Raw genomic sequence first — 19,208 nt, 5'->3', positions numbered from 1 at the left:
AATGGCGCTGTAGTCTAAAAAATCAATAAAAGTAGTATATATCGGTCATGTAAGTTTAAAATTACACATATTGTGCATCACCTCATGTAGAGAGGAGGAAACTAATGCAACAGCATTGGCAGTATATAGTTCCTATAGATACATATCGTGTTCATACAAACGGTATGCTTCATGATTACGACCGGAAAATTATTTCCTTGCTTTATCAACCGTTAATAGGAGCTAGAGCAACTGTGTTATATTTTACGCTCTGGGGAGAATTAGAGGGCGGTCGAGTGTGGGGACAAGAAACTTCACATCATAGTTTAATGGCACTGCTTCAATTGAATTTAAAAGAGATTTATCACGAGCGTCTAAAGCTTGAAGGCATCGGTTTGCTCGAGACGTATGAAAATACCACAGAAGACATAAAGAAATTCATATATGAGCTTCGTCCACCATTATCTCCTAAGGAATTTTTTCATGATGGTGTATTAAATGTCTATTTATACAATAAAATCGGTAAAAATGTTTACAATAAGCTCAGACAAATTTTTTCGGATTATGTATTAGATTATGACGCATATACATCCATTACTAAAAGCTTCAATGAAGTATTCACCTCTGTTCACCCTTCTGAATTAACGCAGCATTCCTCAACAAGATCTTCAGACGCATTAGAATTGAATGCGAATGAAGAATTTTCATACCGAGGTGAAGGGCGTGTAGGTTCCTTTTCGGATAGTGTGTTTGACTTTGAAGCCTTCTTAACAAGCCTATCAGACAATTTTATCTCAGCAAAAACAATTACGACGACTGCAAAGGAAGTTATTAAGAAGCTCGCATTCATTTATGGCATAAAACCCATAGATATGAAAAATATTGTTTTACAATCGTTAACAGAGAATGAGAGCATCGATATTGAACTGTTGAGGAAAACTGCGAGAGAATGGTATCAATTAGAATATGGTGATACATTACCGAATCTAGTTGAAAGTATACAGCCAGTTCCGTTACAAGTGTTACATGACAAACAACTTACAACGAAAGAAGAAGCGTTAATACGATATTTAGAAACAACGTCTCCTAAGCAGTTGTTAGAAGATTTATCTTCAGGTGCGCAGGCTTCAAGTGCAGATTTAAGAGTCATAGAAGATATTATGTTCAAGCAAAAATTATTACCAGGCGTAGTTAACGTGCTTATACATTATGTGCTATTAAAAACGAACATGAAACTCTCTAAAAGCTACATGGAGAAGATAGCTAGCCATTGGGTTCGTAAAAATGTAAAAACGGTGAGTGAAGCGATGGAATTGGCTAAAGCCGAACATCGTGAATATCAGCAGTGGCTGTCAACCACTCAAAAATCTAATACGAAAACTAAGAAGAAAACAGCTACTCCTGAGAAAAGTTCAACTAAAAATATTGAGCCAGAAGTGAAAGACAAGGGTTTCGACGAGTCGAAGGAGACGAAACCGAAACAAAGTACACCGGTAGCTTTTGATTTTGAAGAAGAAAAGCGTAAGCTGGATGAACAGTTGAAAACATTTAAACAACAACGAAAATAAGTACAAGCAGGTGATTAGATGAGCGAATATGACAAGCTTATTAGTAGGGCATTACTTCAGCATGACAAACGCTTAACGGCATGGCGAGCTCCTAAGCATTTCTCTGCTAATCTCGTTGAGAAATATGAAATTTATCACAAGTTAATGGATCCGTTGCAATTTGTGAAAATAATACACTACTGCTTTTTGCATACAAACAGTATGAAACACTTTCTGCAACTACTAGATGAACAACTTGATACGTTCTCAAGTCTTGCATTAAAACGAAGACAAAAGCTCGATGCTGATGAACAAGTACAACGGGAAAACGAGCTTAAACAGCAATTTGAGCTCATGAGAGAAAAATTAAAACAACCGCGAGACTAGTCTACAGAAATAATACACAGTTTCAGTTGTTATAGGAGAGGATTTTTCTATGAGGAAAATTGGTAATATTTTAGGTGGTTTAAATAGCGATATGGAAGTCATTGAAGAATATACATGCCCTTCTTGTAATCGTGACGTCCGGACTGTAAGAGTGAAAATTGTAGGTGGTCCAGAAAAGGGGAAATGGGAAACAATTACAAATGAGTGCGACTGCCGATTAGCTCATGAAACACTAGAAGCCCATACTCGTTCAAAAATTAAGTACTTTGAACAGTTTTCTATTCTTAATGCGGATTTAAAAAACGCAAGCTTTGAGAATTTTAAGTCTCCTTACGAATCTCAATTCCATGCAGCCAAGCTTACGTATGATTATTTAATGCAGTTTCATGAATCTCGACATTCATTATATTTATATGGAAAACCAGGTAGAGGCAAGAGCCATTTGGCTGTTTCTGCTTACAAATTCGTTAAAGAGCTTGGCTATACAGCCCTATTTTTTGATGTACCAAAACTAATGAATGTAATTAGAGGTATCGTTAGAAAAGATGTTGATGTGTCAGAAAATGATCTTTTTACAGCAATAGAGCAAGTGGATTTGTTAATCTTAGATGATATAGGTGCGGAGAGGATGACGGAATGGGTAGATGAAACTTTATACCTTGTTATTAATCAAAGACAAGGAAAAAGCACGATTTACACCTCTAATGTTCCTATTGATCAATTGCATACTCGTTATGATGAAAGACTGGCTGATCGCATAAAAAATAATATGTCAGAGAAAGATATAATACACATTGATACACCTCATAGCTATCGTGAGAGAAATTTGACGATTCATAAAAACGAAGATAGATAACATTTTTTCGGGTGCCCCCCCATATAAATAGAAGCAAGGTTGTCTGTAAGGGGGGCATAGAATTGGTTGAATTAATAATTGATGATAAAAAGGATATTCATAATGCGTATGCAATATTTGTAGAGAAATTTAAAGCGAAGCCTCAAGAGATTTGGTGCGAAAAGATAGACAACCGTATTCGGATACATGTTACAGAAAATTCATTTTCATACATAAGAAGATATATTATCGAAGCAGTAACGGAGTTTATAACGAAAACTAAGGAGCACCAATTACTCGTACAGATCTTACAAGATACATATTTTTATGAGGACTTTGAAGAACAACAGCAAATTCTTCACATGTACGATGAAATTCTTGAGGGAGAACGTGACGACATTCCAGGAATTAATATGACGACTAGTAAGGAAGAATTAATCAAGAACGCCTTGACACCATTTTTACAGGAACAAATGACATTTTCATTAGATTCGTTTGTTAAATTTCGATTGAAGGAATACAAGCAGCGTTTAAATTTTTATATTCAAAAGGCTATCGATGAATACAAGTTTGAGCAGGAATATCAAATGTTTGTAGAACAGCTTCGAGGTATTGTGGCTGCTCGAGAACCATTGTTTGAGCATATACATATTGTATTTAACGGTCATTTTCGATTTTTTGATGTTACGAAAAGGGAAATTACAGAATTTATGCACAAATGGATTGATCGAAAAATGCTAAAAGTATATCCATTTTGTATCGATTTGCAAGTGCTCGCACCCCTTGTTTCTATTGCGCCTAAGCAAATTGTCGTTTATACGGATAATCATGATCATGGTATGATTCGGACAATACAAAACATTTTTCTTGAACGAGTGTCAATTAATCATGCTCAATATTTTTAAAAATGGAATTTTTTAAGAGAAATAATGTTTAGCCTCTTGATTTTTATTCAATAATAGGCTTATAATACATCATACAAATTAAAAATTGTAAAAGTTATGATGAGGACATGAGTTAATAATGACGGTTTACAGAGAGGGAGAACAGGGCTGCAAGTCTCCTAACACGAGTTACTTACTTACCACCTCTAAACTTCAGCTATGAAACCTTAGTAGTAGCTGACGGTGACAAGCCGTTATTTGAATGAAGCTAATGGTCTTTATAGACTATTAGAAATTAGGGTGGAACCGCGACGTTAACTCGTCCCTTGTGTATACAAGGGACGGGTTTTTTGTGTTTTATAGGATTTTTACCCGGCTTGAGCACGATAGAAATTTCTTTATTTTCGTAAGGAGGATTTAGCATGAGTGGAAAAATTAATATCACTTTTCCAGATGGATCAGTAAAGGAGTATGACAACGGTACGTCTACAGAAGACATTGCGGGAGCAATTAGCCCTGGATTAAGAAAGAAAGCGTACGCTGGAAAATTCAATGGACAATTCGTTGATCTTCGCCGTCCTCTTCTTGAGGATGGAGAGCTTGTAATTATAACACAAGATAGTGATGAAGCTCTTGAAATAATGCGTCATAGTACGGCTCACTTAATGGCACAAGCTGTGAAGCGTATTTATGGAAATGTGAAACTAGGAGTAGGACCAGTTATTGAAAATGGTTTCTATTATGATATCGATTGTAAAGAAACAATTCGTCCAGAAGACCTTGAAAAAATTGAAAAAGAAATGAAAAGAATTGTTAACGAGAACCTAGAGATTGTTCGTGTAGAAGTCACTCGTGATGAAGCGAAAAATCGATATAAAGAATTAGATGATGAGTTAAAGCTTGAGCTTATTGATGACATTCCTGAAGGGGATATGTTAACAATTTATGAGCAAGGTGAATTTTTCGACTTATGCCGTGGTCCACACGTACCATCTACAGGTAAAATAAAGGAGTTTAAGTTACTTAATATCTCCGGTGCATACTGGCGTGGAGATTCTGACAATAAAATGCTACAGCGTATTTATGGAACAGCATTTTTTAAGAAGGATGATTTAGCTGCCCACTTGAAAATGCTTGAAGAAGCTAAAGAGCGTGACCACCGTAAATTAGGAAAAGAGTTAAATTTATTTACTTCATCCCAAAAGGTAGGACAAGGATTGCCACTTTGGCTTCCAAAAGGTGCTACTATTCGTCGTACAATTGAGCGTTATATTGTAGATAAAGAAGTTCGTTTAGGATATGACCATGTATATACACCAGTGCTAGGAAGTGTTGAGCTTTATAAAACATCTGGTCACTGGGATCATTACCAAGATAGCATGTTCCCTAAGATGGAGATGGATAACGAGGAGCTTGTTCTTCGACCGATGAACTGTCCACACCATATGATGGTCTATAAAAATGAAATTCACAGCTATCGAAAGCTACCGATTCGTATCGCAGAGCTTGGGACGATGCACCGCTACGAAATGAGTGGAGCGGTTTCGGGATTACAACGTGTGCGCGGTATGACATTAAATGATGCTCACATATTCTGCAGACCAGACCAAATTAAAGACGAATTTGTACGAGTTGTTCGTTTAGTCGAAGAAGTTTATAAAGATTTCGGTATTTCAGATTACAAATATCGATTATCGTACCGTGACCCAGAGGATAAAGAAAAATACTTTGATGATGATGCTATGTGGGAAAAAGCACAAAACATGCTAAAAGCAGCTATGGATGAATTAGAAGTGGAATACTTTGAAGCAGATGGAGAGGCAGCTTTCTATGGCCCTAAGCTTGATGTACAAGTAAAAACAGCTTTAGGGAAAGAAGAAACACTATCTACTGTGCAGCTAGACTTTTTATTGCCGGAGCGTTTTGATTTAACTTATATCGGTGAAGATGGTAAGCACCACCGCCCAGTTGTTATTCACCGTGGTGTTGTATCAACAATGGAACGCTTTGTAGCCTTCTTAATAGAAGAATACAAAGGCGCATTCCCAACTTGGTTAGCTCCCGTTCAAGTTCAAGTAATTCCTGTTTCTCCAGACGTTCACCTTGATTATGCGAAAAAGGTTGTCGAAGATTTAAAAGCGGAAGGCTTCCGTGTCGAATTCGATGAGCGTGATGAAAAAATGGGTTACAAGATTCGTGAGCACCAAATGCAAAAGGTACCATATATGCTTGTTGTGGGAGATAAAGAGCAAGAAGAGCATGCTGTTAATGTACGTAAATATGGTACACAAAAGTCCGAAACAGTCCCATTCCAGCAATTTTTAAATACTCTACAAGCGGAAACTAATAATAAGTAAAAATTTCTATTGCCTGACTGTATAGTATCTGATATACTAAGTTTTGTTGTTTGTTAGCCGGATGTCAAGTTTAATTCTTGACAATAATGAATCATCACGATATAATCAACAAGGAAATTAAATTGAATACGTGTTTGTAAAAGCAGAGGCACCCGCTTCTCACCTGTATGACGCATTAAGCTGTTACCAGGTCACAACGATACGAATATATAAATGTTCGGTCAAGGTGTGGGTGTATTGTGCACTCACACCTTTTTTGTTATGATTACAAAGGCTTGTTAGTGCTTATAAGTTTTTACTAAACGATGTATTCAGGAAAAAAACCTTGGAGGTGGCTCATTATTAGCAAGGATAATAATATGATGATAAACGAGGCAATTCGTGCTCGTGAAGTTCGATTAGTTGGTGCGAACGGAGATCAAATTGGTATTAAATCTCGCCAAGAAGCTTTAGACATGGCAGCACAGGCAAATTTAGATTTAGTAATGGTTGCGCCAAACGCTAAACCACCTGTATGTCGTATTATGGATTTCGGGAAATTCAGATACGAGCAACAGAAAAAAGAGAAAGAATCTCGTAAAAACCAAAAGATCATTAGTATTAAAGAGGTTCGTCTAAGTCCAACAATCGAAGAGCATGACTTTAATACAAAGCTTCGAAATGCCCATAAGTTCCTTGAAAAAGGCGATAAAGTGAAATGTTCAATTCGCTTTAAAGGGCGTGCGATTACACATAAAGAAATAGGTCAACGAGTACTTGACCGTTTTTCACAAGAATGTGCCGATCTTGCAGTTGTTGAACAACGACCAAAAATGGAAGGTCGTAGTATGTTTATCGTACTAGCACCAAAAGCTGACAAAGAAAAGTAAAAGACGTCGAGGAGGAAAGACCTATGCCAAAAATGAAAACACATCGTGGCGCTGCAAAGCGTTTCAAAAGAACTGGATCAGGAAAGCTTAAACGTTCTCATGCTTACAGATCACATATGTTCGCTAACAAATCTCAAAAGCAAAAGCGTAAATTACGTAAAGCTACTCTTGTTAGCTCAGGTGATTTCAAGCGTATCCGTCAATTATTAACGAACTTAAAATAATCTCGAAACAACGATAGATATAGGAGGGAAACAATATGCCAAGAGTAAAAGGTGGAACTGTTACACGCGCGCGTCGTAAAAAGGTTCTTAAACTTGCAAAAGGTTACTTTGGATCGAAACATACTTTATATAAAACAGCTAACGAACAGGTGATGAAGTCACTTCAATATGCTTACCGTGATCGTCGTCAAAAGAAACGTGATTTCCGTAAACTTTGGATCACACGTATCAATGCGGCTGCTCGTATTAACGGTCTTTCTTACAGCCGTTTAATGTACGGTTTAAAAGTTGCTGGTATCGAAGTAAACCGCAAAATGCTTGCTGACTTAGCAGTTAGCGATGAGAAAGCATTCGCTGAATTAGCAACAGTTGCAAAAAACAACTTAAAATAATTTATATAAAAAAGTCATCTCTACATAGAAGAGATGACTTTTTTGTGTGGTAGAATTGTTGAAGTAGTTAGCTTGAGCGGGTGGGATACCAAATGTGGTGCCATTATGCATGCCGAAAGAATACTGGAATATGTATACGAACTCAGTGGAACATAAGAGTGTGGTGAAGGAAGTGGCACTTGATTCGACGAATTGGCCCTGTGCACGATTAAGAGGGTCTCACGTGCAATGAAGCAGTTTTCACTCTTGAGGAAGGGAAGGTAGTCCCATATTCGTTGGAAGTGAAAATTTTATTTTTCAATAAAATATATAAATTAATACGCTCGAAATAGATAGATATGTATACTTCTACAAACTATTATATAACGATGTGAGGTAATTTTATGTTTCTTTGGTATATTGGTATTGTTAGTCTAATTTCATATATAGTGATGGCGGTAGATAAGTATAAAGCTCGCCGCGGCCATTGGCGCATAGCGGAACGTACACTGTGGATATTAGCACTCATAGGTGGTGCGGTTGGATTGACGTTAGCTATGTATCTTCATCATCATAAAACACGTCACAAACTCTTTGCTATAGGCTTACCTTTGTTAAGTCTTGTAGAATTAATGCTAATGGGGCTATACGGCTGGGAGGTAATGCACAATGTCTAAATGGAAACTGTATGTCCTGCTAACAACTGTAATGGCAATATGGGGTTTGAATGTAGTAGCAATCAAACTACTAGTCTCATACTTTCCAGCCTCTCTCATGCAAGGGATGCGTGTATTGTTAGCGGGTGTTGTCGTCATACTGCTTTTATACGTTAATAAACAATTAAAAAAGGTTTCAAAGAAAAACATAATGGCGATGTTTATAGCTGGTATTTTCGGAGTGTTTGCTCATCACCTTTTTTTAGCTCTCGGCCTCACAACATCAACAGCTGCAAATGGTGGATTAATTTTAGGACTTGTACCGCTTTCTACAGCTGTTCTTGCGGTTATATTTTTAAAGGAAAGATTAACGGTAGCTAAAGTTATAGGGATTACATTAGCGCTGATAGGCATTTATATTATGCAAGGAAGAAGTCTAGCTGGTATCACGTTAGGAGATATTTATTTATTTGCAGCTGTTTTAGCTCAAGCAATTAGCTTTATTTTAATTAAGAAAATGACTGATAGAGTGGACTCTAGACAAATGACAGGCATGATGTTGGTTAGTGGATCTGTTTTATTACTAACTGTCAGTCCGTTTTTAGACAATCAACCTTCATTTAAAATTATAGAGGTACCGCTATTTGTCTGGTTTGTATTTGTGTTATCTGCAGTCTTAGCGACAAGTATGGGTCACATGTTGTATAACTATGCTATTCATCGCCTTGGAGCTGCAGAAACGTCAATATTTAATAATCTGACCCCACTGTTCGCGTTAGTTGGTGCGAGCGTTTTGCTTCAGGAAACTATACATACAGAACAAATAGTAGGATTCATCTTTATTGTTAGTGGCGTTATGCTTGGAACAGGAACATTAGAAGTAATTATCCGCTCAAGAAGAGTAATTAAAGAAACATAATAAAAAACGCAATCATGGTAAGATTGCGCAGATTTTCTACAAAAGGCATCGAGATGACCCTCTTAAAGTAAGGAAAAAAACCTTATTAGGTCTTATCCCTTGTCCTAAGCAATTATACAGGTATAATCCCAGCCATACCTAAAATCCCTACTAGTGTGCCCGGTATACCAAGCAAACCTAAATAACCAAGTGATTTATGTTTATAGCCAAACCAACCGAAAAATCCAAAAAAACTAAAATACATAAGCATAAATGGTAGATCGAGTGTAAAAGCAGAAAAACCTTGAAACCCTAGGAACCCGAGGAATCCAAGTATCCAATACTTTTCTTGTTTCAAAACAAGGACCTCTTTTCTTATTATTCTTTTTCTAGAAATTCTCGAACTGGGCTTTTCCAATCAATCTTAGCATTAGGGTAAGACTGAGATACTTCATATTCAATAAAATTAAAATCATCTCGAGTTAGTCCTTTTAATTGGGTCGAGGTTTTAGGCCAAATAAATATCGAAATAACTTCAAAAGCATTTGGTGTTGTGCCCAAATACTTCTCACCTTCAAATAGGACCCCCTTATAGGTTAATAAGAAATTTTTACGAACATTTTGCTTGTCATCAAGAAAGAAAAAACGTTTTTGCTCATGAGCTAATTCAAGCTTTCGCTTTGGACTAAGAATGTAATTAATAACTCTATATATAACAAACACCAATAAGGCAAAAAATATTAGACGAATAAGAATAGCAATCATATGTTGTCACCTCAGCAAGTCATTTTCTTTATTTACGATTTAATGGATAAAAGGTTTCAAGATATCACATGTTTGATATAATTTTTTTTATAAAAAAGTAGGAGGTTATTTGTGAATTACGAAATTAAGGTAAAAAAAATAAATGCAGACGCTCTTCTCCCTCAACAAGCACACGATGGAGATGCTGGTTTTGACTTATTTTCTGTAGAAGACGTCCTAATTAACCCTGGAGAGGCAGCATTAATTGCTACAGGTATTCAATTAGAATTACCAAAACAAACTGAAGCACAGGTTCGTCCGAGAAGTGGGCTAGCTCTAAAACACGCTGTTACAGTTTTAAATAGTCCAGGAACAATTGATGAGGGATACCGTGGGGAAATAAAGGTTATTCTTATTAATCACGGTACAAAGCCGTTTAAAGTAGAAAAGCACATGCGAATTGCGCAAATGGTAATAGCTACTGTGCCTGTTGTTACATTAACAGAAGTAGATGAGATATCTGTTTCTAATCGCGGGGCAAAGGGCTTCGGGTCAAGCGGAGTGCACAGGGAAGTAAATAGAAAATAAGCTTAGTTTATACTACGACCGTATAGATAAAATAACTAGGTTTTTATAGACAAAAAAACAAGGCCGCTCAAAAAATAATTTGAGACGGCCTCTTTTTTTATTTGGCTCTGTTAAAGGTGAGTGTTGATTGTTGAATATTGTTAATAGTAGCGAAATGCGCGAGACTCCTGTGGGATGTAGTGGCAGGCGTGAGACCCCGCATGCGCAAAGCGCAGAGGAGGCTCACGGCCACCCCGCGGAAAGCGAGCGCAATGTAGCGAAAATCAACAACAAAGTTTAACAGAGATTTTTATTTAAAAATACCAAATGGTTTGCCTACAGGGATAACGGGTTTACCGAAATGTACATTTAAAACACTTGCAGCAGAACCGTAAAATGACATAATTGCTATACCAAATTCCGAAATAGCAGCAAGCATGTGTGTAGCTTCTGGTGCCACTCCTAAACTGGATAGTGCAAGGCCAATAAATAAGAAATCAATTAATACAAAAATAATAAATAATACTTTATGTGTTTCCATTGCTCCTATTGTCATATATACGCTAAAAATTAAATACCCAATAAAAGCAACTCCAAGCTGTTTAGTATCTACATTGGCTGCGGCGCTTTCACCGAACACACCTAGGTTAATGAGCCAAGATGTTCCAACACCAAACCAGAATAGTGCAAAGGCGCCGAATGCAGTTGTACCAAATGTATTGTTGTGCTTAGCGTCTTGGATAGCTGCGAATAGTTGAGCAAACCCTCCAAGAAAAATAGCCCATGGAAGTACAAAGGACACACCATCCGTTAAGCCAAGCTTCTGAGAGGATGCCACAAGTGTCACCATAGCTAGTCCAAATAATCCCAATGCTGATGGATCTGCAGTTGTGATTTGTATCTTTTGAGTTGTTTGTGTTTGATTCATGAAGTATCTTTTCCTCCGTCTTTTTCTTTCATTTTTAAACATACTTACCTACAATACAAAAAAATATGAAGTACATCAACACTTATTTTGTGTTGAAAACGAAATTTTCATGTTGACAATATTGTTATAATTCAAAGTTTATTGCTATTGTGTGATATGATGCTATTAAATAATAAAATAAGAGGTGATTACTATGAATGTGGATGAAATTCTATCTAAGTTAGAGTCATTAGGTACATCACAAACAAAAGAAGTATACATCCGTCATGGAGCAAAAGAGCCTTTATATGGAGTGAAAGTGGGAGACCTTAAAAAGCTTGTGAAGCACGTGAAAAAAGACCAAGATCTGGCATTTGAACTCTATGATACAGGTAATTCCGATGCTATGTACTTAGCTGGTCTTTCTGTTAATCCTAATTTAATAACAAAGAAACGGCTTCAGGATTGGGCTGAAAAGGCAAATTGGTATATGCTTTCAGAACACACTGTAGCGGGTGTTGCAGCAGAAAGTCCTTATGCACTTGAATTAGCTAGAGAATGGATGAGTGCTGATGAAGAAAATATAGCGTCAAGTGGGTGGGCTACATTTTCTAATTATATATCTATCACGCCTGACGAGCAGCTACCTATAGAGGAAATTCGAACTTTACTTCAACGTGTAAAGGACACTGTACATACTGAACCTAACAGGGTGCGCTATACAATGAACGGTTTTGTTATTTCTGTTGGCAGCTATATTCCGGATTTACAGAAAGAAGCTCTTGCAATCGCGGACTCCATAGGTAAAGTCGAGGTTAATGTGGGGCAGACAGCTTGTAAAGTCCCACTTGCTACACAATATATTAAAAAAGTCGCTGATAAGGGGAAACTTGGCATTAAGCGCAAAACGTGTATTTGCTAACTAATTGTATTTTTAAAACATTATCGATACAATAGAATAGTATGCATATACGAAAGGGGTTTTACGATGACGAAGCTAGATGAAACGCTAACTATGCTAAAGGATCTGACAGATGCAAAAGGGATCCCTGGTAACGAGCGTGAAGTAAGAAACGTGATGAAAGAATACATAGCTCCATTTGCTGATGAAGTGACAACAGATGGATTAGGAAGCTTAGTTGCGAAAAAAACAGGGAAAGATGGCGGCCCTAAAGTAATGGTTGCCGGTCACCTTGATGAAGTTGGCTTCATGATTACACAAATTGATGAAAAAGGCTTTTTACGCTTTCAAACAGCTGGTGGCTGGTGGTCACAGGTTATGCTTGCGCAACGTGTAACTGTCGTGACGCGTTCTGGTGAAGAAATCACAGGTATTATTGGCTCTAAGCCGCCACACATTTTACCTGCTGAAGTTCGTAAAAAACCAGTTGATATTAAAGATATGTTTATCGATATCGGTGCAACAAGTCGTGAAGAAGCAGAAAGCTGGGGCATACGTCCTGGTGACCAGGCTGTACCATATTTTGAATTTACAGTTATGAAAAATGAGAAAATGCTTTTAGCTAAAGCTTGGGATAATCGCATTGGTTGTGCTATTGCTATTGATGTTTTAAAGCAGTTGAAAAACGAACAGCATGACAATGTTGTATATGGTGTTGGGACTGTCCAAGAAGAAGTAGGCTTGCGTGGTGCACGTACATCTGCAAACATGATTCAGCCAGATATCGGATTTGCAGTTGATGTAGGTATTGCTGGGGATACACCTGGTGTCACGGAGAAAGAAGCGTTAGCAAAAATGGGCAAAGGGCCACAAATTGTATTATATGATGCATCCATGATTTCTCATAAAGGGTTGCGCGATTTCGTAACAGATGTCGCGGATGAATTAGGAATTCCATATCAATTCGATGCTATGGCTGGTGGCGGAACAGACTCCGGTGCTATGCATTTAGTTGGAAGTGGTGTACCGAACTTGGCGGTAACGATTCCTACTCGTTACATTCATTCAAATGCAGCAATGCTTCATCGTGATGACTATGAGAATGCTGTAAAGCTTCTAGTTGAAGTAATTAAACGATTAAACAGTGAGACTGTAAATACAATTACATTTGATTAATGTAAAATGCCTGGATTTCATCCAGGCATTTGTTTTATTTTTTTAGACCTTGTTCAAGCGTATCGAGCATCGTACTTTTTTCTTGTTCATCAGCATTTTGCCAAATGATTTCGAAAAGAACTCCTAGACCTGGTAGTAATTTTTCCTCGCCTCTTTGAATTGCATCAACGATAGTATCTTGCAATTGACCTTGAGTATTGTTAGCAACATTATTAATAACAGCATGTCGTAAATTTAAGTCCATTTGAAAATTCACCTCTTTGTTGTATCATAGTATCATCTTATATAATTTGTTTTTGTTGGGCATTTTATGTAAAAAAAGTTATTGTATTTAATAAGCGGTATAACATACCTGTCTTGAACAGCAGAAGTTGCGCGATTAACAGTGGAAGTTGCGCGGATAGCGATGGAAGTTGCGCGATTAACAGTGGAAGTTGCGCGGATAGCGATGGAAGTTGCGCGGATAGCGATGGGAGTTGCGCGAATAACGGTGGGAGTCGCGCGAATAACGGTGGACACCGCACGAATAACGGTGTCCATCGCACCAAACCGGGTGCTCATCGCACCAAACCGGGTGCTCATCGCACCAAACCAGGTGCTCATCGCACCAAACCAGGTGTTCATCGCACCAAACCGGGTGTCCATCGCACCAAACTAGGTGTTCATCGCACCAAACCGGGTGTCCATCGCACCAAACGTGGTCAACAACGCACCAAACCCGGTGCTCACCGCACCAAACCGGGTGCTCATCGCACCAAACCGGGTGCTCATCGCACCAAACCAGGTACTCACCGCACCAAACCGGGTGCTCATCGCACCAAACCGGGTGCTCATCGCACCAAACCGGGTGTTCATCGCACCAAACGCGGTCAACATCGCACCAAACCGGGTGCTCATCGCACCAAACCGGGTGCTCATCGCACCAAACCGGGTGCTCATCGCACCAAACCGGGTGCTCATCGCACCAAACCAGGTGTCCACCGCACCAAACACAGAAACTAAACACCATAAACTACAATGAAAGAAGGAATATACACTGAAGTACATAGAATCTCTCCAAAACCCGCTCATTAAGCAATGTAAAAAACTACATACTAAAAAAGAGCGTGAAAAAACCGACACTCTTCTAATTGAAGGGCCACATTTAATTGAAGAAGCCATCGCTAATAACATAAACTTACTTGCAGTTATTGTAACGGATGAAGGCCTTGTGCCATCAAACCTGCATGCACCACTATACAAAGTACCGGTAGAAATTATGAATCACATTAGTCAGACTGAAACCCCACAAGGGATTGCGGCTATCTGTGACTTACCTGAACAGGAGCTTCAATGGAACAAGCTTCAAAAGGTTTTACTTATAGATGCTGTTCAAGATCCAGGAAATGTCGGAACTATGATCCGTACCGCTGATGCAGCGGGGGTTGATGCAGTTATTATCGGAAAGGGAACGGTGGATGTATACAATGATAAAGTAGTTCGTGCAACACAAGGTGCAATTTTCCATGTACCAATATTTAAAGAGGATTTATTAGAAGCAACAAGCCATCTTAAAGAAAATAACATACCGGTATTTGGCACAGCATTAGAAAATGCGGCAGTATACACGGAGATTCAACCACCAGGCTCCTTTGGTCTTATTGTTGGAAATGAAGGAAGTGGTGTGTCACCGGACGTATTACAACAAACTTCAAAAAATTTATTTATACCGATATACGGGAAAAGTGAGTCTTTAAACGTTGGGATCGCAACAGGGATTTTATTATATTATCTACGAGGCTAAAAAATCGCTACAGTACATATTTCTGTGGATTTTGATATCTCACTTGCATCTGTCAAGTATATTGCATATAATATTTCAATAGTTACATATGGAAGCAAACTGTGAAGGAGACACATATTTCGTCTACTGTCATTAAAGGGAAAAAATGCCGAGACTGAAAGCATTTTTATGACTATGAAATATGTTTCACTCTGGAGTTACCACCGGGACCAATCTCGTATTGTAAAGGTGAGTCGGCACTAGCCGTTATCGTAATTAAGTGGATAGATGCATTCTCTGCGTCTATCAATTAGGGTGGTACCGCGAAGATATCCTCGTCCCTTGTTTTAGGGCGAGGTTTTTTGTTTGCAAAAAAATAATAACAAAAAAGTATCTTACTCCATAATTAGCCGTTAATTATCACAAATAATACGGCTACTAGGAGCGATTTTCTAAAATTAAGGAGGAATTTCAATGCAAGAGCGCTTGCAAGAGCTTAAACAAGAGGCGTTACAAAAAGTAGAAGTTGCATTAGACTTGAAGCAATTAAATGAAGTTCGTGTTGCTTATCTAGGAAAAAAAGGCCCTATTACTGAAGTGCTACGTGGTATGGGAACCTTATCAGCAGAAGAACGACCGATAATGGGGGCCCTTGCTAATGAGGTGCGTGAAGCAATATCGACAGCCATTCAAGAAAAGCAAGATATTCTTGAAAAAGAAGCTGTTGCAAAAAAACTAGCATCAGAAACTATTGATGTGACATTACCTGGTCGTCCAGTTAAAGTTGGTGGCGCACACCCTTTAACAAAAGTCATTGAAGAGATTGAAGATTTATTTATTGGGATGGGTTATACAATCGCTGAAGGTCCTGAGGTTGAGCGTGATTACTACAACTTTGAAGCGTTAAATTTACCAAAAGGACATCCAGCACGTGATATGCAGGATTCATTCTATATTACTGACGAAATCCTTTTACGTACACATACATCACCAGTACAGGCTCGTACGATGGAAAAACACGAAGGTAAGGGGCCTGTGAAAATTATTTGCCCTGGTAAAGTATATCGTCGTGACAATGATGATGCGACACATTCACACCAATTCACGCAAATTGAAGGTCTTGTAGTGGACAAAAATATTCGAATGAGCGATTTAAAAGGTACACTTGAAGTTTTTGCAAAGAAAATGTTCGGTGATGAACGTGAAATTCGTTTGCGTCCTAGCTTCTTCCCATTCACAGAGCCGTCTGTTGAAGTAGACGTATCTTGTGGCATGTGTGGTGGAAATGGTTGTAGTATTTGTAAAGGTACAGGCTGGATTGAGATTTTAGGAGCTGGTATGGTACATCCGAATGTTCTTGAGATGGCAGGCTTTGATTCAAAAGTGTATACAGGGTTTGCATTCGGAATGGGTCCTGAGCGAATTGCAATGTTGAAATATGGAATTGACGATATTCGTCATTTTTACACAAATGATGTTCGGTTTTTGCAGCAATTCAAACAGGTGAAATAAGAAGGAGGGTATAACATGTTCGTTTCATATAAATGGTTACAAGAATACGTCGATTTAACAGGCATTACGACTCATGAGCTAGCAGAAAAAATAACTCGTAGTGGTATTGAAGTAGAAGGTGTTGAGGCAGTCGCAGTTCGTGATGAGAAAATTGTAGTTGGGTATGTAATGGAGCGCGACCAGCATCCTAATGCTGACAAATTAAGCAGATGTCTTGTTGATACAGGAGATGGAGAGCCAAAGCAAATTATTTGTGGTGCTCCTAATGTAGCGCAAGGACAAAAGGTAATCGTTGCAACCCCAGGAGCAAGACTTCCAGGCGGTATTAAAATAAAAAAAGCTAAGCTTCGCGGTGAAGAATCAAACGGTATGATTTGCTCACTTCAAGAGCTTGGAATCGAAGGGAAGCTAGTAGCTAAGGAGTATAGTGAGGGGATTTTCGTTTTTCCGAGCGACGCTGAGATTGGACGTAATGCTATTGATCAGCTAGAGCTTGATGATGAAGTGTTAGAATTAGGTTTAACACCAAATCGTGCAGATGCTCTAAACATGATTGGAGTCGCGTATGAAGTGGCGGCAATTCTCGATCGTGACGTAAAATGGCCGACTATAGAACTAGCAGAATCCAATGAGAAAGCAAGCGACTACATTACATTAAAAATTGAAGCGAATGAAGATAATCCTCTGTATGTAGCGCGTGTTGTGAAAAATGTAAAGGTTGCACCATCACCTTTATGGCTTCAAGCTAGACTTATGAAAGCTGGTATTCGCCCAATCAACAACGTAGTTGATATTACAAACTTTGTTCTTCTTGAATATGGTCAACCGTTACATGCATTTGACTATGAAAAACTAGGAACAAAGGAAATATTAGTACGTTGTGCTAAAGACGGAGAAACAATCACAACCCTCGATGACCAAGAGCGTAAATTAACGAGTGATCATTTAGTTATTACGAATGGAACTGAACCCGTTGCGCTAGCAGGTGTCATGGGTGGAGCCAACTCTGAAGTAGACAGTATGACAACAACAGTATTAATTGAGTCGGCTGTATTCACAAGTGCAACGATTCGTAAAGCTGTTAAGGACTTTGGCCTTCGTAGTGAAGCAAGCACTCGCTTTGAAAAAGGTATTGATCCAACTCGTACGCGTGCAGCTGCGGACCGAGCAGCGCAACTTATGGCACTATACGCAAATGGTGAAGTCGTTGGGGGAGTTGTTGAAGTCGATACACTACAAGTTGAAGAAAAGCGTGTATCTATTTCAGTTGAACGTATGAACAACATCCTTGGAACGGCACTAACAGCGGACGTAATGAGTGATATTTTCAAGCGTCTTCAATTTAACTTCTCAGTAGATAACGATGTGTTCCGTGTTAATGTGCCATTACGTCGCCCTGATATTACAATTGAGGAAGACTTGGTTGAAGAAATTGCTAGACTGTATGGCTACGATGTAATTGAATCAACACTTCCTGTTGGAGAAGGTACACCTGGTCGCCTTTCTGAGTATCAATCCAAACGTCGCCAAATTCGTAACTTCCTTGAAGGTGTGGGGCTTTATCAGGCAACAACATATTCCTTAACTAGTAAGGAACGTGCGAAGCAGTTTGCACTCGAAGTAGGGGAAGCTATTCCTTTAGCAATGCCGATGAGTGAAGAACGCAGTACGTTACGCTTGAGCTTAATTCCACACTTATTGGATGCTGTAAAGTATAATCAGGCAAGACAAATGGACTCTTTAGCACTGTACGAAGTAGGTAAAGTATTTATAGGCAATGATAATGATGAATTACCTCTTGAAAAAGAAAGACTAGCAAGTATCATTACAGGCTCTTGGCATGATCATGAATGGCAAGGTGAGAAGAAATCGGTGGATTTCTTTGTTGCTAAAGGTATTGTCGAAGGGTTATTGGAAAAGCTTAACATATTAAACAGTGTTCGTTTTGAGGCAGCTACACGCGAAGGGATGCACCCTGGACGTACAGCAAATATTTTAATCGGTGATGAGCTAGTTGGTTATATCGGTCAATTGCACCCAGATGTTCAAAGCAGTTATGATTTAACAGATACGTATGTGTTCGAACTATCTCTTGATGCTGTGTTACATACAGATGTCTCTGATATCTCGTATGAACCAATTTCTAGATATCCTTCTATTACACGTGATATAGCACTTGTTGTTGACGAAGCTGTATCAGCAGGTAATCTGCGTGATGTGATCATAAATGCTGGGGGCTCTCTACTAACAAAAGTATCACTGTTTGATTTATATCAAGGAGAGCATATGGAAGTTGGCAAAAAGTCAGTAGCATTCTCCCTTGTTTACTTAAATCGCGAACGTACTCTTACAGATGAAGAAGTTACAAAGGCTCATGACAAAGTACTTCAAGCACTTGAAACAGAACTTGGTGCTACTTTACGTAAATAATTGTTTTAATCGCAGCAAATTAAGTAAATAAAGAAAATGATTGATACACACGTGATTTGTCCGTGTGTATTTTTCTTTATCTTTATGATGATGCCTATCATAGTCCTTCATAAATTCTCTATGTTTATAGGAGAATCCCCTTTTAAATAGGAAAAGTCTTATCGTCCTCTCAAACTAACTCATTGTGCAAAGCCTACATAAA

The 19,208-nt window shown here is 38.5% G+C and carries 22 protein-coding genes and 3 other annotated features; of the genes, 16 read left to right on the top strand and 6 right to left on the bottom strand.

The annotated features are described in order from the left end of the window. The first annotated feature begins 104 nt into the window (after positions 1-104). The 10 genes from EJF36_RS15195 to EJF36_RS15150 all read left to right on the top strand — a co-directional run bounded on the left by EJF36_RS15195 (position 105) and on the right by EJF36_RS15150 (position 9,028). Positions 105-1,547 (top strand): replication initiation and membrane attachment family protein, encoded by a 1,443-nt coding sequence (locus EJF36_RS15195; RefSeq protein ID WP_125907127.1) that lies wholly within the window; start codon positions 105-107, stop codon positions 1,545-1,547. Positions 1,548-1,565: 18 nt separating this feature from the next. Then, entirely contained in the window at positions 1,566-1,913 is a 348-nt protein-coding gene (locus EJF36_RS15190) for a hypothetical protein (RefSeq protein WP_125907126.1), read from the top strand. 49 nt (positions 1,914-1,962) lie between these two features. Then, a complete protein-coding gene (locus EJF36_RS15185; protein WP_125907125.1) occupies positions 1,963-2,769 on the top strand; it encodes an ATP-binding protein in 807 nt (268 codons plus the stop codon). A 62-nt stretch (positions 2,770-2,831) separates the two neighbouring features. After that, positions 2,832-3,653 carry a putative sporulation protein YtxC gene (gene ytxC, locus EJF36_RS15180; protein ID WP_185806931.1) on the top strand — a complete coding sequence of 274 codons (822 nt, stop codon included), beginning with the start codon at positions 2,832-2,834 and terminating at the stop codon, positions 3,651-3,653. Between the two features lie 87 nt (positions 3,654-3,740). Continuing rightward, positions 3,741-3,962, top strand: a binding site (T-box leader). A 92-nt stretch (positions 3,963-4,054) separates the two neighbouring features. Continuing rightward, entirely contained in the window at positions 4,055-5,989 is a 1,935-nt protein-coding gene (gene thrS, locus EJF36_RS15175) for a threonine--tRNA ligase (RefSeq protein ID WP_125907123.1), read from the top strand. A gap of 134 nt (positions 5,990-6,123) precedes the next feature. Continuing rightward, positions 6,124-6,252: a sequence feature (ribosomal protein L20 leader region), on the top strand. Between the two features lie 75 nt (positions 6,253-6,327). Continuing rightward, positions 6,328-6,858 (top strand): translation initiation factor IF-3, encoded by a 531-nt coding sequence (gene infC / locus EJF36_RS15170; RefSeq protein WP_185807022.1) that lies wholly within the window; start codon positions 6,328-6,330, stop codon positions 6,856-6,858. Positions 6,859-6,881: 23 nt separating this feature from the next. Further along, positions 6,882-7,082, top strand: coding sequence for a 50S ribosomal protein L35 (rpmI, locus tag EJF36_RS15165; protein ID WP_125907121.1), 201 nt, complete (start codon positions 6,882-6,884; stop codon positions 7,080-7,082). Positions 7,083-7,117: 35 nt separating this feature from the next. Continuing rightward, a complete protein-coding gene (rplT, locus tag EJF36_RS15160; protein WP_125907120.1) occupies positions 7,118-7,474 on the top strand; it encodes a 50S ribosomal protein L20 in 357 nt (118 codons plus the stop codon). 383 nt (positions 7,475-7,857) lie between these two features. Continuing rightward, positions 7,858-8,130, top strand: a complete 273-nt coding sequence (locus EJF36_RS15155) for a DUF1294 domain-containing protein (RefSeq protein ID WP_125907119.1) — start codon at positions 7,858-7,860, stop codon at positions 8,128-8,130. After that, positions 8,123-9,028 (top strand): DMT family transporter, encoded by a 906-nt coding sequence (locus EJF36_RS15150; protein WP_125907118.1) that lies wholly within the window; start codon positions 8,123-8,125, stop codon positions 9,026-9,028. Before EJF36_RS15155 ends, EJF36_RS15150 begins: the two co-directional genes overlap by 8 nt. Positions 9,029-9,140: 112 nt before the next feature. Here the strand turns inward: EJF36_RS15150 and EJF36_RS15145 are convergent, their stop codons facing one another. Together EJF36_RS15145 and EJF36_RS15140 are read right to left on the bottom strand one after the other, a co-directional pair. Further along, a complete protein-coding gene (locus EJF36_RS15145; protein ID WP_221760723.1) occupies positions 9,141-9,365 on the bottom strand; it encodes a hypothetical protein in 225 nt (74 codons plus the stop codon). Between the two features lie 20 nt (positions 9,366-9,385). Then, a complete protein-coding gene (locus tag EJF36_RS15140; RefSeq protein WP_125907117.1) occupies positions 9,386-9,772 on the bottom strand; it encodes a sigma-w pathway protein ysdB in 387 nt (128 codons plus the stop codon). 111 nt (positions 9,773-9,883) lie between these two features. Here EJF36_RS15140 and dut point away from each other — a divergent pair, with 111 nt between their 5' ends. Beyond that, a complete protein-coding gene (dut, locus tag EJF36_RS15135) occupies positions 9,884-10,339 on the top strand; it encodes a dUTP diphosphatase (RefSeq protein WP_125907116.1) in 456 nt (151 codons plus the stop codon). A gap of 289 nt (positions 10,340-10,628) precedes the next feature. Here the strand turns inward: dut and EJF36_RS15130 are convergent, their stop codons facing one another. Continuing rightward, a complete protein-coding gene (locus EJF36_RS15130; protein ID WP_125907115.1) occupies positions 10,629-11,246 on the bottom strand; it encodes an acetate uptake transporter in 618 nt (205 codons plus the stop codon). A 193-nt stretch (positions 11,247-11,439) separates the two neighbouring features. Between EJF36_RS15130 and EJF36_RS15125 the strand changes: the two genes are divergently transcribed. Together EJF36_RS15125 and EJF36_RS15120 are read left to right on the top strand one after the other, a co-directional pair. After that, positions 11,440-12,147, top strand: a complete 708-nt coding sequence (locus EJF36_RS15125; RefSeq protein WP_125907114.1) for a DNA alkylation repair protein — start codon at positions 11,440-11,442, stop codon at positions 12,145-12,147. Between the two features lie 66 nt (positions 12,148-12,213). Beyond that, positions 12,214-13,302 (top strand): M42 family metallopeptidase, encoded by a 1,089-nt coding sequence (locus EJF36_RS15120; protein WP_125907113.1) that lies wholly within the window; start codon positions 12,214-12,216, stop codon positions 13,300-13,302. Between the two features lie 34 nt (positions 13,303-13,336). Here EJF36_RS15120 and sspI read toward each other — a convergent pair whose 3' ends face one another. From sspI to EJF36_RS21595, 3 genes are read right to left on the bottom strand one after another with little or no spacing between them, the layout of a single operon-like run. Beyond that, on the bottom strand, positions 13,337-13,546 hold the full coding sequence (gene sspI, locus EJF36_RS15115; protein ID WP_125907112.1) for a small acid-soluble spore protein SspI: 210 nt from the start codon (positions 13,544-13,546) through the stop codon (positions 13,337-13,339). Positions 13,547-13,578: 32 nt separating this feature from the next. Beyond that, positions 13,579-13,926, bottom strand: coding sequence for a hypothetical protein (locus EJF36_RS15110; RefSeq protein WP_125907111.1), 348 nt, complete (start codon positions 13,924-13,926; stop codon positions 13,579-13,581). A 30-nt stretch (positions 13,927-13,956) separates the two neighbouring features. Further along, positions 13,957-14,349, bottom strand: coding sequence for a hypothetical protein (locus tag EJF36_RS21595; RefSeq protein WP_185806930.1), 393 nt, complete (start codon positions 14,347-14,349; stop codon positions 13,957-13,959). Here EJF36_RS21595 and EJF36_RS15100 point away from each other — a divergent pair. The 3 genes from EJF36_RS15100 (at position 14,339) to pheT (ending at position 19,006) form a co-directional block, all read left to right on the top strand. After that, positions 14,339-15,085, top strand: a complete 747-nt coding sequence (locus EJF36_RS15100; protein WP_125907109.1) for a TrmH family RNA methyltransferase — start codon at positions 14,339-14,341, stop codon at positions 15,083-15,085. The two genes, EJF36_RS21595 and EJF36_RS15100, sit on opposite strands and share 11 nt — an antisense overlap. Before the next feature lie 92 nt (positions 15,086-15,177). Beyond that, positions 15,178-15,410, top strand: a binding site (T-box leader). Positions 15,411-15,538: 128 nt separating this feature from the next. After that, positions 15,539-16,576, top strand: a complete 1,038-nt coding sequence (gene pheS, locus EJF36_RS15095) for a phenylalanine--tRNA ligase subunit alpha (protein ID WP_125907108.1) — start codon at positions 15,539-15,541, stop codon at positions 16,574-16,576. A gap of 15 nt (positions 16,577-16,591) precedes the next feature. Continuing rightward, on the top strand, positions 16,592-19,006 hold the full coding sequence (gene pheT / locus EJF36_RS15090) for a phenylalanine--tRNA ligase subunit beta (protein WP_125907107.1): 2,415 nt from the start codon (positions 16,592-16,594) through the stop codon (positions 19,004-19,006). Positions 19,007-19,208: the final 202 nt, after the last annotated feature.

Source organism: Bacillus sp. HMF5848, from assembly GCF_003944835.1.
In the GTDB taxonomy this organism is placed as follows: Bacteria; Bacillota; Bacilli; order Bacillales; family HMF5848; genus HMF5848.
This window is presented reverse-complemented; position numbering and strand designations above follow the sequence as displayed.